The following is a 15,410-nucleotide window of genomic DNA, read 5'->3' as shown; positions in this document are numbered from 1 at the left end:
CCTCACATTCTGCCGCTGCTGCGGCGCCTATCCGGTTTTTAACCGATTAAAACTGCTGCATTTTCAATATCTTCTAATTTTTCTATATTAATCACCTTTACGGTTCTATCGATCTTTTTCATAAATCCGGCCAAAGTTTTTCCAGGTCCGATCTCGATAAATGTATCCACTCCGTCTTTCAGCATCGTTTCCACGCTCTGCTGCCATCTTACGGAAGAAGAAACCTGTTTCTCAAGCAATGGCTTTACCTCAGAAGCATCCGTCACATAAGAAGCCGTCACGTTTGCCACATAAGGAATAACAGGAGTATGTACCTCTACGCCTTCCAACACTTTGCCCAGCTTCTCGCCTGCGCCCGTCAGCATCTTAGAATGAAATGGTCCGCTGACCTTCAGCATAATGGTGCGCTTTGCTCCCGCTTCTTTTAATTTTTCACAAGCAGTTTCCACCGCTTCCTTCAGTCCTGATATAACGATCTGTCCAGGACAGTTATAATTGGCGATCTGTACGCCCTCAATATCCGCAATCACTTCTTCAATCTTATCCGCATCCATAGCCAGAACCGCCGCCATAGCGCCTACGCCTACCGGAACGGCTTCCTGCATCAGAATGCCTCTCTGTCTTACTGTGGTGATGGCATCTTCCTCGCTCATCACACCTGCTGCTACCATTGCACAATATTCTCCCAGGCTCAGACCTGCGGCCACATCCGGCTCAATTCCCGTCTTCTCCGTAAACACCTTCATCATGGCAATGCTTGCAGTAACCATTGCGGCCTGGGTGTATTCCGTGATATCCAGCCTGTCATTTTCCTCGAAACATAATTCAGGCATAGAAAATCCCAACAGTTCTGATGCTTTGTCAAAAACCTGTTTTCCAATCTCTGTCTGCTCATAAAAATCCTTACCCATACCACAAATCTGTGCTCCCTGACCTGGGAAAATAAATGCAATTTTACTCATTTTAAAACTCCTTATTTCTGGCTGTGGCCTAACAGTTTATCTGCCTGAGCCATCATCTCATCAATCATCTCTTTACAAGACTGTTTCTTTGTAACCATACCTGCAATCTGTCCGGCCATAACGGTGCCATTGACCACGTCGCCGTCCATAACTGCATTTCTAAGAGCACCTAATGTTAAATACTCCAATTCTTCAAAAGATTTTCCGCTGTTTTCAAGCTTGATATACTCTCTTGTCATCTGGTTGCGCAGACAGCGTACCGGATGTCCATGGCTTCTGCCCGTAACAGTGGAATCAATATCTTTAGCTTTAATTAATCTGTCTTTATAATTTTCATGTACAATTGACTCGTTGGAAACCACAAAACGCGTTCCCATCTGCACGGCTTCCGCACCCAGCATAAATGCCGCTGCAATTCCTCTTCCGTCCGCAATACCGCCGGCAGCGATAACAGGGATAGAAACAGCGTCCACAACCTGAGGAACCAATGTCATAGTTGTCAATTCGCCGATATGGCCGCCTGATTCACAGCCTTCCGCAACCACCGCGTCGGCGCCGTATTTTTCCATACGTTTAGCCAGCGCTACGGATGCAACTACGGGAATTACCTTAATTCCGGCCGCTTTCCATAACTCCATATATTTTTCAGGGTTTCCTGCTCCGGTCGTAACAACCTTGATCCCCTCTTCAACCACTACTTTAGCCACTTCATCTGCATGAGGGCTTAAAAGCATAACATTTACGCCAAATGGTTTGTCTGTCAGTTCTTTTGCTTTACGGATCTCATCACGCACTACTTCCGCAGGAGCATTGGCACCGCCAATCAAACCCAGACCACCTGCGTTGGAAACGGCCGCTGCCAGGTTGTGTTCAGCAACCCAGGCCATACCTCCCTGGATAATCGGATGTTCAATCCCTAAAAGTTCTGTAATTCTTGTTTTCATACTTACCTCTCATTCTGCCGCCGACAGCGTACCTGCTTCTTGTGTCTGAGAAACCTTAATTATGCCTCTACGCCTTTTTCTTTCAGATAATCCATAACCTGACCAACTGTTAATAATTCCTGTAAGTCTTCAGCAGGAATCTCTACAGAATATTCATCTTCCAATGCCATAACCAGTTCAAATAAATCCAGGGAATCAGCTCCTAAATCCTCTTTAAAAGAAGAAGCCGCTGTAATTGTCTCTGCGTCTACGCTTAACTGTTCTGCAATAATTTCTTTCATTTTCTCTAACATGGTTTTAATCTCCTTAATTATCCTATTAATTTTATTTTATATAGAAAGTAATCCGGCTGTTCCGGCTTTACTTAGCTATCCTACCACTCCATCAGGGTTGCTCCCCAGGTAAGGCCTGCGCCAAAACCTGCAAATACAAGCTTATCCCCTCTGTTTAATTTTCCCGCCTGATTCAGTTCATCCAGTATAAGCGGAATCGAAGCTCCCGACGTATTGCCGTAACGGTCAATATTCATAGGCATCCGGTCAACGGAAACCTTTAATCTCTTAGCAATGGACTCAAAAATCCGGTAATTCGCCTGATGCATAATAAAATACTTGATGTCTTCAATATCCGTACCGCTCTCATTCAATACCTGGCGGACGCATTCCGGCACCTTTTTCACTGCGAATTTAAATACTTCCTGACCGTCCATAGTCATATATCCCAATTCCGGTTTTCCCTCCGTAAGGAAGTTCCCCACCGTTCTGGCCTTACAAGCGAGCACATGGCCCTTAACGCCGTCAGAACCCATGGACATGCTCATCACTCCAGTATCCGCTGCCTGAACCACTGCTGCCCCGGCTCCGTCTCCGAATAACACACAGGTTCCGCGGTCATTCCAGTCCACCAGCTTGCTGAGCGTATCCGCTCCCACGATCAGTCCGGTCTTATAAATACCGGCCTGAATAAAACTATGTACGGTATTTAACGCAAAGATAAATCCGGAACAGGCAGCGCTGATATCATACGCCACCGCATTTACCGCGCCGATTGCCGCCTGAACCTGACATGCGTCGCTTGGAAAACAATTGTCAGGGGATGAAGTTGCCACAATAATGAGATCAACCTCTTCTGCGGTGATACCCGCATCTTCCAACGCCCGCCCTGCTGCCTTAACTGCAAGAGCCGATGTTCCTTCACCTAAAGTAATTCTTCTTTCTCTGATACCGGTTCTGCTCTGAATCCACTCATCACTGGTATCCACAATTTTAGCCAGGTCGTCATTGGTAACGATGCGTTCCGGCACATAAGATCCTGTTCCTATTATTTTTGTAGTCATAGAGTATCCTCTCATTTTGCTCGACAGATTCCTATTGAGAATGTTTTTATTTTCAAATGTTTTGATATTCAAACTAATATTATAGGAAGAAACACCTTTTGTCAAGATGAAAATATCGACAACCAATCTCCCAATTTCAACGGATATCCGACATTTTACGACAAAAGCCGCTGGTAAACATCCCTTTTGCTGATTCCCCGGTCTTTTGCCACCAGTTTCATGGCTTCCTTCCGTTCAACTCCCTGATCTTCATAATATCTCATATGCTCCTCTAAAGACATCTCCTCCCAGGACCTTTTCTGCTCTTCCTTGATATCGTCAATACTTTTTCCCTCAACCACAATCACGCATTCTCCCTTAGGATCATTCTCCTGATAGTGGTCTATAGCCTCTGAAAGAGTTGTCCGAAACGCCTCTTCATATTTCTTCGTAAGCTCTCTGCAAATCGTGATTTTCCGGTCTCCCAGCGCTTCCCTTAATTCTTCCAGCGTCTTAACCAGCCGGTGCGGCGCTTCATATAGAATGATCGTTCTCGTTTCCGCTTTCAATTCTTCCAGAATCCACTGCTTCTCCTTCTTATCCGAAGGCAGAAACGCTTCAAAACAAAATCTCCTGGTGGACATTCCCGACAATGTCAGCGCCGTAATACAGGCCGCCGGCCCGGGCAGGGAAGTCACTTCAATTCCGGCTTCATAACACTGTTTCACCAGTTCCTCTCCAGGATCTGAGATTCCCGGCGTCCCCGCATCAGTAATCAGAGCAATCGTTACCCCCTGCTGCATCTGCTCCACCAGATACCTGGCCTTATCAAACTTATTGAACTCATGATAGCTGGTCATCGGTGTTTTGATATCAAAATGATTTAACAGCTTAATGCTGTGTCTCGTATCCTCCGCAGCTATCAGGTCCACTTCCTTCAGAGTATTCAGCACCCTGAATGTAATATCATCCAGATTTCCAATCGGTGTCGCACACAAATATAATTTTCCCGCCATCATTTCCTCTTATTCCGCCGCTGTCCGCAGCTTTTCTTCAAACCACACTTCCGGTCAATATCCGTAGATACTGTATATCTCATCCGTATAAACTCCAGGTTCCTTATATACGATGATGGGCGCTTCCACCTTAATCATGGATTTTCCGCCCCTAACCGCTTCAATGAGAACCATATTCGCTTCCTTGTCCACAAACGGATGAACCAGTTTCATCCTCTTCGGTTCCAGCTTATATGAAGTCAGAGCCGTTATGATCTCAATCAGCCTGTGGGGCCTGTGAACCATATAGAACCTTCCCCCCGGCCTTAACAGCCTGGAAGCTTCCCTTACCACATCATCTAACGTGCAGAGCACCTCATGTCTGGAAATGGCCTTAGGGAGATCCGGATTTTTAAGCCCATGAGCATCATTCATATAGGGCGGATTAGAAGTAACCACATCAAAAGAAGCCAATCCAAACAACTGGCCGGCTTCTTTAATATCTCCCTGGACGATGGAAATCTTCTCTTCCAAATGATTATACTTCACGCTCCGCGCCGCCATATCCGCGACCTCTTCCTGAATCTCCAGCCCGGTAAGATGTCCGGCTTTTGTCTTAGCTTCTAAAAGGATGGGAATGATTCCAGTCCCCGTTCCCAGGTCCAAAACCCGTTCCCCTTCCTTTACCGCCGCAAATCCCGAAAGCAGTACCGCGTCCATGCCAAAGCAGAACCCGTCCTTTTTCTGTATAATCTTATATCCATTTCTCTGAAGGTCATCAAAACGTTCATTGTCTTTCAGATTAATTGTCATCTAACTTAGACTTTCCTTCCCTTTTTTCAAGCGCTTCCAATGCTTTCAGCTCTTTGTCATTGACATCCAGCTTCTCTTTCTTCCTTCTCGGACGGAATTTCAGCTGCTCTACCTTGTACTCCCGGATCTCTTTCTCATCCTTTTCCACGGTAACGATCACTTTAACCAGCTGTCTGAGCACGCTCACACTTTGAACCTCGCCCTTCAACCCGTCGTCCGTAGTCACATAATCTCCGATATTCGGAAGACGTCCGTTCAATTCCTCATAAGTTTCCTCTTCATTTTTAAGACAGCACATCAAACGTCCGCAGACGCCTGAAATCTTAGTCGGATTCAAAGAAAGATTCTGTTCCTTTGCCATCTTAATCGAAACCGGAACGAATTCAGAAAGGTAGGAATTACAGCAAAGCGGACGTCCGCAGATACCGATTCCGCCCATAATCTTCGTCTCATCCCTGACTCCCACCTGACGGAGTTCAATTCTGGTCTTAAACACAGCTGCCAAATCCTTTACCAGCTCTCTGAAATCAATTCTTCCGTCCGCTGTAAAATAAAACAGCACTTTATTATTATCAAATGTATATTCCGCATCGATCAGTTTCATCTGAAGGTCATGTTTTTTGATCTTTTCCAGACAAATCCTGAATGCATCCTTTTCTTTTTCCTTATTCTTTCTCGCAGTCTCTTCATCCGCTGCGGTGGCCATACGGATTACCGCTTTTAAAGGCTGGACCACTTTGGAATCCTCCACCTCCCTGCAGCCTAAAACCACATAGCCAAACTCAATTCCGCGGGCAGTTTCCACAATCACATGCTCTCCCACATGGATGTCTTTTCCTGCAGGATCAAAATAATAGATCTTCCCCGCATTCCTGAACCGAACACCGATTACTGTTATCATAAATTAATTCTCCTTCATAACCAAAAGCATGAGCTCCATGGCAAGTTCCATGTTCACATTCGCATCCAGACGAACTCTGGCCTTGTCCACTGCCTTAATGATCTTGTCCATACCTTCATAACTGCTCTTCTGGCTCATCTCATTAATTGTTCCATATTCATTCTTAAATATCAGTAAATTGATATCTTTCGTTGTTTTAAACATCAGAACATCCCGATACCACATCTGCATCAGATCCAGGCACTCGTAGATATCCCGGTTGTCCTCCTTCAGCTTTCTGATATAATCCAGAAGTTCCGATATATTCATCTGCTTAATATTCTTCATCAAATAAAGAATATCATCATACATGATTCTGAAATCCTCAGATTCCGCCAGATGAATGGCCTTTCCAAGATTGCCTCTGGCAAATGCCGCATAAACATCCGCCTCCGCTTCTGCTATGCCCTGGCTTTCCACCAGATATTGTTTCACCACATGATCCTGCAGCGGCTTCAGCTTCAGCTGAACGCACCTAGACAAAATCGTGGGCAGAAATGCTTCCTGATTAGTGGTGAGCAGTAATATCACCGCATAGGCCGGAGGTTCCTCCATGGTCTTTAACAGCGCGTTCTGCGCCTGTACAGTCATCTTCTCCGCGTCATCCACAATATATATTTTATAATAGCTGCTGTATGGCCGTATCATGATGGTATCATTGATCTGCTCTCTGATATCATCAACGCCTATGCTGTTAGGTTTTTCATGCGTAACAAAAACCAGATCCGGATGGTTACCGGTCATCACCTGCTTACATGCATGGCATTCCATACAAGGCTCGCTCTTTCCCTTTTCACAGAGCAGAGTCATGGCAAATGCCTTGGCCAGGGATTTACGGCCCATACCCGACTCTCCCGTCAAAATATACGCATGGGACACCTTGTGTGCCTCAATCGCCTTCTTAAAATGTTCTTTTATCATGTCATGGCCTAAAATATCACTAAACCCCGGCATACCAGTTCCCTCACTTTATCCCTGTCAATAGATGTATCTTTGCTATTATACCATAGATCGTTTCATATCTCCAATAATTTCTTTCAGACAGTCTTCCAGCTCCACGTTCTCATACCTGCGCGTAATTCCGCACCGTTTCAGATTCTCTTCACAGAAATCTTTTTCATCCGCCAGGTACCTCCTGCAAAGTTCGGAGTACTTAGGATTCTTCTGCATCCGTTCCCGGCTGAGCGCCCTCTCCAGCCGCAGCCCGTCCTCCACACAGATATAAAAAGGAATCACAACGTCTCTTCCAAAATATTCCTGCATCTTCTCAAACGATTCCAGCGTTCCGATCATCAGATAACTGTGATTTTTAAGATCAAACTGTCCGTCGTCAACCGTAAAATAACTCCACGGACCAAATACCGTATCATACGTCCGCGCTTCGATCAGCCTTCCCTCTTCTCTGGCCTTTATAAGCGCATCTTCATCGGAAAAATGATATTCAACTCCATCCCGTTCTCCATCCCGCACTGGTCTGGTCGTATAGAGTACAACTGTTTTTAAATCAGGATTCCTCTCTAATAATAACTTATAAACCGTATCCTTTCCAGAAGCACTTTTTCCCATTACATAAAATATTTTTCCCATATCACTCTCCGCATTATATTGGCAGGGACAACTCTCACCGTTTTAAGTGATTCATCCCTAAGCCCCTGGACAGAAAGTCCCTTATTCTTATAATCAATTATTTTATTAATCAAATCCTCTTCCAAAATTTCTCCCGGCGCAATTAACGGAATCCCCGGCGGATAGATATAGACAAATTCTGCCGAAACACGTCCCGCCGCGTCCTTCCACTCCACCGGTTCTCCCGTCGTGCTGAGCGCATGGGCTATTTTTAATTTGATTTTCGGATAAACCGGACACACCGAGGAATCCCGGACTTCTCCTGCCTCCAGACCTGCATCCACTTCAATTAAGGCATCCGTCAGCCGATCCAGCCCTTCCTTCGTATCCATTAAAGAAGTGAGCGCGACAACCGATTCCGGCCCGCACATCTCCATCTCCAGATGATAGTTTTTTCTGAGTACCTCATCCAGCTTCGCTCCGTCTATAGAAGTGCCTCTGGTTGAAATCACAATCTTTGTGATATCCAAATCATGAATTCCCCCACTGCCAATCACATCCCTGTCCAAAAGCTTCAGATATTTCATCCCCTTCAGCTTTTTCCTTGATTCCTTTAACATAGCGAGATATTCTTCCATACGGGCCCGTCCCTCTTTATCCATCCATTCGATACACCTCTCAATGGAAGCCATCAATACATAAGAAGGGCTGCTGCTCTGATAGATATGAAGATACTGTTCAATCATGTCCACATCAACTAATCCGTCTTTGACATGAAGAAGCGCCGTCTGCGTCATGGAAGGCAGCGTCTTATGAACGCTCTGTATCACCACATCGGCCCCCAATTCTAACGCTGACACAGGAAGCTCTTCACTAAATGGAAAATGTGCTCCATGCGCCTCATCCACAATCAGCGGCACGTTATGACGGTGCGCCGCATCCGCAATGGCGGCAATATCCGATACAACCCCTTCATAAGTAGGAGAAACCACCAATACCGCCTGAATTTCCGGATACCTGGCCAGTAAGTTATCCACATCATTTGCAGATAAACCTCCAGTTATCCCGAAATTGTCAATAAATTGTGGATAAATGTACTCACTTTCCAAATGATTAACAAAAATTCCATTATATACCGACTTATGGCAGTTTCTGCTGACCAATATTTTACCGCCTGCCACAACGCATCCGCTGATTGCACTTAATATTCCACAGCTGCTTCCATTTATCAGATAATATGTTTTATCCGCCCCATAAACCGAAGCTGCCCACTCCATTGATTCACGCAAAATGCCTTCCGCATGATGAAGATTATCAAATCCATCTATCTCGGTAATATCAATGGAAAAAGGGGCAGGAAACTCTGCTCCCACCCCGTTCTCTATCTGTCTTTTATGTCCAGGCATATGAAAGGGATAGAAATCCGATCTGCTGTAATCTTTCAGCCTGTCAATTAAACGATTTTCTTTCATTTGATCACGGCCTTTCTGTTTTCTTTTTGTCACTATACCTTAATCACATACCATATACGCTAAGCGGCCATGGTATGCGCAAGTACAATAATCGCTCTGCGATTATTGTACCATATAGAAAACAGACCGTCAAAATTAATATTTCAGCGCTTTGCCATAAGATAAATTATAAGATTTAAAAGTCATCATCCGGCCCTGCCACCAAATCCTGTTGAAATACGACTCTTTCATGGACTCATTTCCCTCAATTCCATTAATTACTGACGCCGCATCCGCAGAAAGATGTCCGGTAAGGTAATTCACTGTCTCATACTCATTTTCTGCCGTCATATGAGCCACATTATAAGATGCGATCACATAATCCGGCCTCATCCACGCAAAAATCAGATAAAATACTGCAATTGTAATCAAACAATGTTTAAACAAAGGAAATTCATTGCGGTAAATAATCACCGTAACCCCTATCATCAAAACGCTGAGCATAGCCAGAAACCACAGCACAAAAATTCTCAAAAATGTAAGCTGATACTGCCCCACATAAAGAAGCATCCTATAAACAGCCGAACCGATCATAATGTAAGTGCATAAACATATAATCAATAAAATTCCATTTAAGATTCTGCTCTTTTTAAAGTATTTAATACAACATAAAACCATTATAAGATTAATCACAGCTACCGCCAGCAATTGAAAAAATCCCTGCCTCGCATAAGAAGAATAAGTAATCCCCTCCGGCAGCGTCCCTCTCCCCAGGAACAGATATATAATCTGCACACCACTGAAAATCAAATACACCGCAGCAATAATAACCATACAGCTGATCGCCGCAACCGGCTGGGCATTCCTTTTATCCTTTACCTCTTCATTTATATTTCTGATCGCCGCTCCACAGATCAGGCTATAGATACCAACCGTCCCAACCCCCATCTTAAATATGATCTTAATCATTGACCAGGGATTCAGATAATTCTCAAGGAACTGATCAAACATATTTTTAAACACCATATCCGCCTCGGATAACAGAACCGCCAATATAATCACCATCGGCACCCCGATAATAATTCCTAAAAGCACCATTCCAAGCGTCTTCATCCGTTTACTTTTAACGTTTTTAAAGTAGTAATACAGATGTGAAAAAGCGCATCCAATACAACAACAGGAACTGAGCAGATACGTAACAATAGCTCCCATATACTTTCCAATATTCCATCTTTTATCATCATAAATCTGATGAAGCACAAAAATCACCGAAAGCAGCACAACTGCCCATTTATTAAATGTAAAGATAATCCCATTGGCCGTAAAAAAACTGGACAATGAAATAAATACCGCCGCCCCGGCAACAAACCATGCGTTCCTCTTAACTTCAACTCCCTTATGCCTCATCACAAATACAGCAAATACGAAGAGCCCTATTACAAACAGCGGATATGTGATCCCATAAGGATTTTCATATAAAAATATCGTATAAACCAGTCCAAACAAAATGCTGAAAAAACCATAAAACTCATAATCTCCGCGTATTCCGGCCAGACAGGCCCTTCTTTTTTTCTCCCCTTCACTCACAAACTCATGATTTGGAGCCTTAACATCAATTAAAGGAACATTTTCTTCCAATGGTTTAATTTCTTCAGCTTTTTGAATATTATTATCTTCCATTATTCTCTCCTATTTCTCCAGACCGGAATTCTTCTCATCATCCACAAATTGAAGAATATCTCCCGGCTGGCAGTCCAGCGCCTTACAGATTGCTTCCAATGTGGTGAATCTAATTGCCTTTGCCTTATTATTTTTTAATATTGAAAGGTTCGCCAGTGTAATATCAACCTCACCGGCCAGCTCCGTCAATCCTTTCTTTCTTTTGGCCATCATAACATCCAAATTAATAATTATTGACATCTCTCTCCTCCTAAATAGTCAAATCATTTTCCAGCTTATACTGTATCGCCTTTTCAAATACCTGGCATAATACAATGCTGAAAAGTCCCGCAACTGCAAATACAATCATAATCACTACAGTAGCCGGAGTGGGAGACAAAGGAAGCCGCACCAGAGATAACGCTGAGATAAAAAAGCTGCATTTACTCATCCTCTTTAACGATTTCGCATTATTATCCACAAACGCGTCTTCTTTTAAAACAGTTATAAACATCTTTCTCAGCTCATAAACGATCACTAAACAAAATACCCCTGATATCATATAGATAGCACACTGTAAAAAATAATATTTCCGAAACGCCACAATGTACTTTCCAAATATACGAAATAACCCAGGTATCAATATTGTCAATCCAATTCCTACATAAAACATCACATCCAATAAGCACTTCGTAAATTTCACAAGCCCGTTATCCATAACATCCTCCTTATTATCTATCAATCTCATACTTGGAATATAACACTATATTTATCATTTTTCAATATTAATTTATCGTTTTTCAATAAATTAATATTGTTATATAATAAATCTTAATAATTTCGTAATTATTCAATACCCCCACAATTACGAGCAAAAATCCATGCAAAATCACCTACGGCGATGGGATGTTTGCCTGCTTTCCCACGTTTTATTACGGTCAGCGCAGTAAATACGCAGACCTACTGAACAGTTACATAAATCCTTTAAAATCTTCCCGAATCTGCTATAATAACAGTAAAAATCAACTGAAAGAAGGATAAATATATGAGAGAAATCGAATTTAAGATGGAACGTCAAGGACTGGTTAATATTGGAGATACCGTTGAGATCATCGAACGGGAGGGAACAAACTACAGCTACATTATCGAACCGGCCGTTGCCATGTCCGGCTGTTTTCAAAACAGAGAACGCCTGAAATCCAGATCAGGCATCGTAAAAGATATAAAAGAAAATTCCCGTGGATTTTATGTTATCGTGGAATTTGATGAATAAGGGTAATTTTATCATTCTTGACATAGTGGGTATAAAGTGATATATTTATCTCATAAAGAGATAAATATATCACTTTCAGGAGGTGCCTATATGTTTAAGAAAAAAAAGCGAACTCATACACGCAAAATTAGTCCTAAATTAGGTATCATGGGTTTATTAGGCTTCATGGGCTTTTTGGGATTTATCCCAGACATATACGATTTAAAAGATATATTACCCGTGCCAACTTTTTTTATCTTTTTTGCTTTCTTTGGTTTCTTTGGATTTTATTATGAAGGAAAGATGTCTGATACACTGATTGATGAAAGATTTGAATCAAACGCCTACCGGGCTTCAGCGATTGGAAACCGGATTTCACTTTGTATAATTATCATAGTTGCAATATTTTCCATGTCTATCTTTCAGATTATGGACCCTTATACTATGTCAAGTATCCTGATTGCAACAATAGGCTTTTCTTTTGGCCTTTCCATTTTTCTGCAGCAATTTCTATTATACCGATTTGAGAATGAGGATTAAATATGGGTGAATTTACCTGCAACCTAAAAAAATACCGTTTATTAAAAAATTATACGCAAGAACAATTGGCAGAAATAGTGAATGTACGGCGGGAGACTATCATGCGCCTGGAAGCCGGTAAATACAATCCGTCACTTAAACTTGCAATTGACATATCAAGAGCTGTCGAAGCTTCTATTGAGGATATATTTATATTTGATTAGATAAATTTACATAAAGGGTGAAGGCATTTCTCGAAAAGCCTTCACCCTTTATGTAAATCGCCTGCCGCCCTACTATCAATTATAATCTAATAAAGAGGAACCCTGTCTTTATCCGACAATATAATCGGAACTGTCCATAATATCTTTGCTCCGCCCTCTCCATACCAATCACAATCATGCCAATAACAGCTGATCTTATCATCTGAAACCATAATTAATTCCAATGTATCTTCTCCTGAAGTATCTTTTCCAACTCTCGCTGCACTGTCATTAATCAGTTCTATCTTCCCGGTTAAAGAAACAGCTGCCAACCTGCCGTAATTATTATCCGTATTAGGCCTGTACTCGCCATAGATCTCCTGATTATCCTTATAGTAATACAGATTCATCATATTGCCCTTAAATACCTCTGACAATACCTCTTTTCCAGTCCCATCCAACTTAATTCTATAAAGCTGGCTGTACCGGTTATATCCATCCGCCTTTCCCACATAAGCGCTGTAATAGATCCAGTCATCTACAATACAAAAGCTGTCAATCCAATATCCCTCTTCCACCAAAAGGCTTCCCTCACCGCTTGAATACTTCCCATAGATTCCACGGCTGGTTTGAGGCGTACTTCCATTAAAATAATAAGTAATTCCCTTAGCCTGCATCGTACCAGGTTTTACATACTTAATCTTTCCGTCGTCAACCCGATATAACCTCTTCTCGATCTCCACAGTTCCATTATCACTGCTGACCGGCTCATCCAATTCATTAACCAGATAAAACGCGCCATCTTTTTCTATAACCTCAGTTTTTATGTCTTCTACTGCATATCCGGATTCCAGCAAAGTACGTTTTTGCAATACATCATCCTGCATATAATAAAGCATATCATCTATAATAAAATAATCCTGTACATTACTGATAATTAATTCTTTCTCTCCACGTTCCTTATCCGTCCGATACAAATTATAATCATCAGCTTCCGTATTCTCTTTTAAATAATATGTAATTTCACCTATAACCTGAATCGAATCAGTGGCACTTATTTTGCCATCGCTTGTACGCCCAATTGTAACCAAAGCACCATCATCCCAAAAATTAAAAATGTGACCGTCTATCTCTCGATCCCCCACTGCAGCATACTCATCCGTGTCAAAATAATAAAGTTTCCCGTCCACTTCCTTCCAGGATTCCTTTAAATAAGTTTTATCTTCATTTAAATACTTTATTCCCTCTGAAAACTCTTTTATCCCCGGTTCATCGATTCCATTTACCTCCACATCCAAATCTATCTCAGATTCTGCCGATTCCTCTGTTGTCTGAGGCAATGTGCTGATCTTGGTATCTGCCAATACATTCTTTATTTTTGAATTATACGACTGCACTCTCCTGCTCCCGGCCATCACAATAGCTACAGCCAGTCCCACAACTGCCAATGCGATAATCGCTTTGAGCACGCTGAAAATATAATCTTTGGCTTTCGAAACATCCGATTCTTTTTCTACAATACCAGCCTTTTCCTCTATCAAGGATAGAATTGTAGCCGCCTCTTCCTCAGAAATATCATATTCCTCTGATTCATCACCTGAATATATGGCCTCATCGTCCAATTCATTGGCTGAAATATCATCCACCAGTTCAAAAATCTTCTTCTTTATTTCATTCGTGTCCGGTAACTTTTCTCTGTCTTCATAGAGCTTTACATACACCTTACTTAAAATATTCCATATATCATCGGAATTCTTAATAAAAGATGCAGCATGACGGTATGCATCTTTATAGGTCAATATATAAAACTTTTCAAAACCGTCCACTTCTCCCTGGCGGGTAGAATCCAGCACTTTTTTCATCAAAGAGTCTCGCATATCATCTCGTTCCCCTTTTCTTTTACTTCATTCATTCTATCAAAGAATAATGAATGTTGCAACACAACAAAAAAAGCACTGTACGAATACAGTGCCTTACTTACTGAGACATCGGGGATTCGAACCCCGGACAACTTGATTAAAAGTCAAGTGCTCTACCGACTGAGCTAATATCCCATATTATTTTTGAAATATGCCTTGGACCGGAATCGAACCAGTGACACGAGGATTTTCAGTCCTCTGCTCTACCAACTGAGCTACCAAGGCACGTTGAGCGTGCATCAGCACGTTATGCGTGCTCCATCCCAGTGATGGTAGTAACGCGAAATTGCGGGGGCAGGATTTGAACCTACGACCTTCGGGTTATGAGCCCGACGAGCTTCCAGACTGCTCCACCCCGCGTTAATTATTATTAGATTAAAAAACTGAGTGGGGGAAAGTGGATTCGAACCACTGAAAGCACAGCTAACAGATTTACAGTCTGCCCCCTTTGGCCACTCGGGAATTCCCCCATATGATCTTATATAAAAAACCAAAGCCGATGATCGGACTCGAACCGATAACCTGCTGATTACAAATCAGCTGCTCTGCCAATTGAGCCACATCGGCGTATATAAATGGGACCTATAGGGCTCGAACCTATGACCCTCTGCTTGTAAGGCAGATGCTCTCCCAGCTGAGCTAAGATCCCACAATTTATATACAAACGACCCGGATGGGATTCGAACCCACGACCTCCGCCGTGACAGGGCGGCGCTCTAACCAGCTGAGCCACCAGGCCAAAAAACTAGGATATATGTACCCTCAAAACCACACACTGAATCATATCTACCGGTATCTCTACCTTCCATCCGTTACGGCTTCTGCCGCTTTCCTCTTTCTTACCTAAACCAACTTGGTTAAGCCCTCGACCG

Annotated in this window: 17 protein-coding genes and 7 tRNA genes; 3 read left to right on the top strand and 21 right to left on the bottom strand. The window is 42.6% G+C overall.

Annotated features, from left to right (window positions below):
- Window positions 1–38 precede the first annotated feature (38 nt).
- The 13 genes from fabD to C0033_RS18905 all read right to left on the bottom strand — a co-directional run bounded on the left by fabD (window position 39) and on the right by C0033_RS18905 (window position 11,393).
- A complete protein-coding gene (gene fabD / locus C0033_RS18965; RefSeq protein WP_103229470.1) occupies window positions 39–962 on the bottom strand; it encodes an ACP S-malonyltransferase in 924 nt (307 codons plus the stop codon).
- Between the two features lie 11 nt (window positions 963–973).
- Complete coding sequence (gene fabK, locus C0033_RS18960) at window positions 974–1,906, bottom strand: enoyl-[acyl-carrier-protein] reductase FabK (protein WP_103229469.1); 933 nt, start codon at window positions 1,904–1,906, stop codon at window positions 974–976.
- Window positions 1,907–1,965: 59 nt separating this feature from the next.
- Window positions 1,966–2,199 (bottom strand): acyl carrier protein, encoded by a 234-nt coding sequence (gene acpP / locus C0033_RS18955; protein WP_103229468.1) that lies wholly within the window; start codon window positions 2,197–2,199, stop codon window positions 1,966–1,968.
- Window positions 2,200–2,279: 80 nt separating this feature from the next.
- The gene (locus C0033_RS18950) at window positions 2,280–3,242 is read right to left on the bottom strand and encodes a beta-ketoacyl-ACP synthase III (RefSeq protein WP_103229467.1); all 963 of its coding nucleotides are present in this window, start codon (window positions 3,240–3,242) and stop codon (window positions 2,280–2,282) included.
- A 155-nt stretch (window positions 3,243–3,397) separates the two neighbouring features.
- Window positions 3,398–4,237: a 16S rRNA (cytidine(1402)-2'-O)-methyltransferase gene (gene rsmI, locus C0033_RS18945; protein ID WP_103229466.1), complete on the bottom strand. Its 840-nt coding sequence runs from the start codon at window positions 4,235–4,237 to the stop codon at window positions 3,398–3,400.
- 54 nt (window positions 4,238–4,291) lie between these two features.
- Window positions 4,292–5,029 carry a tRNA1(Val) (adenine(37)-N6)-methyltransferase gene (locus tag C0033_RS18940; RefSeq protein WP_103229465.1) on the bottom strand — a complete coding sequence of 246 codons (738 nt, stop codon included), beginning with the start codon at window positions 5,027–5,029 and terminating at the stop codon, window positions 4,292–4,294.
- Window positions 5,019–5,930 (bottom strand): stage 0 sporulation family protein, encoded by a 912-nt coding sequence (locus C0033_RS18935; protein WP_103229464.1) that lies wholly within the window; start codon window positions 5,928–5,930, stop codon window positions 5,019–5,021. The genes C0033_RS18940 and C0033_RS18935 overlap by 11 nt, the downstream gene beginning before the upstream one ends.
- 3 nt (window positions 5,931–5,933) lie before the next feature.
- On the bottom strand, window positions 5,934–6,923 hold the full coding sequence (holB, locus tag C0033_RS18930; RefSeq protein ID WP_103229463.1) for a DNA polymerase III subunit delta': 990 nt from the start codon (window positions 6,921–6,923) through the stop codon (window positions 5,934–5,936).
- Window positions 6,924–6,968: 45 nt separating this feature from the next.
- Complete coding sequence (locus tag C0033_RS18925) at window positions 6,969–7,556, bottom strand: guanylate kinase (protein ID WP_103229462.1); 588 nt, start codon at window positions 7,554–7,556, stop codon at window positions 6,969–6,971.
- Complete coding sequence (locus C0033_RS18920; RefSeq protein WP_103229569.1) at window positions 7,535–9,007, bottom strand: PLP-dependent transferase; 1,473 nt, start codon at window positions 9,005–9,007, stop codon at window positions 7,535–7,537. Before C0033_RS18920 ends, C0033_RS18925 begins: the two co-directional genes overlap by 22 nt.
- 135 nt (window positions 9,008–9,142) lie before the next feature.
- Window positions 9,143–10,666 carry a DUF4173 domain-containing protein gene (locus C0033_RS18915; protein WP_103229461.1) on the bottom strand — a complete coding sequence of 508 codons (1,524 nt, stop codon included), beginning with the start codon at window positions 10,664–10,666 and terminating at the stop codon, window positions 9,143–9,145.
- A 9-nt stretch (window positions 10,667–10,675) separates the two neighbouring features.
- Window positions 10,676–10,906 (bottom strand): helix-turn-helix transcriptional regulator, encoded by a 231-nt coding sequence (locus C0033_RS18910; RefSeq protein ID WP_103229460.1) that lies wholly within the window; start codon window positions 10,904–10,906, stop codon window positions 10,676–10,678.
- A gap of 10 nt (window positions 10,907–10,916) precedes the next feature.
- The gene (locus tag C0033_RS18905; protein ID WP_347501200.1) at window positions 10,917–11,393 is read right to left on the bottom strand and encodes a DUF2975 domain-containing protein; all 477 of its coding nucleotides are present in this window, start codon (window positions 11,391–11,393) and stop codon (window positions 10,917–10,919) included.
- A gap of 297 nt (window positions 11,394–11,690) precedes the next feature.
- Between C0033_RS18905 and C0033_RS18900 the strand changes: the two genes are divergently transcribed.
- The 3 genes from C0033_RS18900 to C0033_RS18890 all read left to right on the top strand — a co-directional run bounded on the left by C0033_RS18900 (window position 11,691) and on the right by C0033_RS18890 (window position 12,640).
- Window positions 11,691–11,918: a hypothetical protein gene (locus C0033_RS18900; RefSeq protein WP_103229458.1), complete on the top strand. Its 228-nt coding sequence runs from the start codon at window positions 11,691–11,693 to the stop codon at window positions 11,916–11,918.
- 90 nt (window positions 11,919–12,008) lie between these two features.
- Window positions 12,009–12,437, top strand: a complete 429-nt coding sequence (locus C0033_RS18895) for a DUF3796 domain-containing protein (protein ID WP_103229457.1) — start codon at window positions 12,009–12,011, stop codon at window positions 12,435–12,437.
- 2 nt (window positions 12,438–12,439) lie between these two features.
- Window positions 12,440–12,640 carry a helix-turn-helix transcriptional regulator gene (locus C0033_RS18890; protein ID WP_103229456.1) on the top strand — a complete coding sequence of 67 codons (201 nt, stop codon included), beginning with the start codon at window positions 12,440–12,442 and terminating at the stop codon, window positions 12,638–12,640.
- Between the two features lie 86 nt (window positions 12,641–12,726).
- Here C0033_RS18890 and C0033_RS18885 read toward each other — a convergent pair whose 3' ends face one another.
- From C0033_RS18885 to C0033_RS18850, 8 genes are all read right to left on the bottom strand, one after another.
- On the bottom strand, window positions 12,727–14,481 hold the full coding sequence (locus C0033_RS18885; RefSeq protein ID WP_103229455.1) for a hypothetical protein: 1,755 nt from the start codon (window positions 14,479–14,481) through the stop codon (window positions 12,727–12,729).
- 119 nt (window positions 14,482–14,600) lie between these two features.
- Window positions 14,601–14,673, bottom strand: a tRNA-Lys gene (locus tag C0033_RS18880).
- Between the two features lie 17 nt (window positions 14,674–14,690).
- Window positions 14,691–14,763, bottom strand: a tRNA-Phe gene (locus C0033_RS18875).
- Window positions 14,764–14,824: 61 nt separating this feature from the next.
- Window positions 14,825–14,898: transfer RNA gene (locus C0033_RS18870), tRNA-Met, on the bottom strand.
- 28 nt (window positions 14,899–14,926) lie between these two features.
- A tRNA-Tyr gene (locus C0033_RS18865) sits at window positions 14,927–15,008 on the bottom strand.
- A 24-nt stretch (window positions 15,009–15,032) separates the two neighbouring features.
- Window positions 15,033–15,105: transfer RNA gene (locus C0033_RS18860), tRNA-Thr, on the bottom strand.
- 9 nt (window positions 15,106–15,114) lie between these two features.
- Window positions 15,115–15,187: transfer RNA gene (locus C0033_RS18855), tRNA-Val, on the bottom strand.
- A gap of 16 nt (window positions 15,188–15,203) precedes the next feature.
- Window positions 15,204–15,277: transfer RNA gene (locus C0033_RS18850), tRNA-Asp, on the bottom strand.
- Between the last annotated feature and the right edge of the window lie 133 nt (window positions 15,278–15,410).

Origin of the sequence: Clostridium sp. chh4-2 (genome assembly GCF_002899675.1) — a bacterium.
Classification (GTDB): domain Bacteria; phylum Bacillota; class Clostridia; order Lachnospirales; family Lachnospiraceae; genus CHH4-2.
This window is presented reverse-complemented; position numbering and strand designations above follow the sequence as displayed.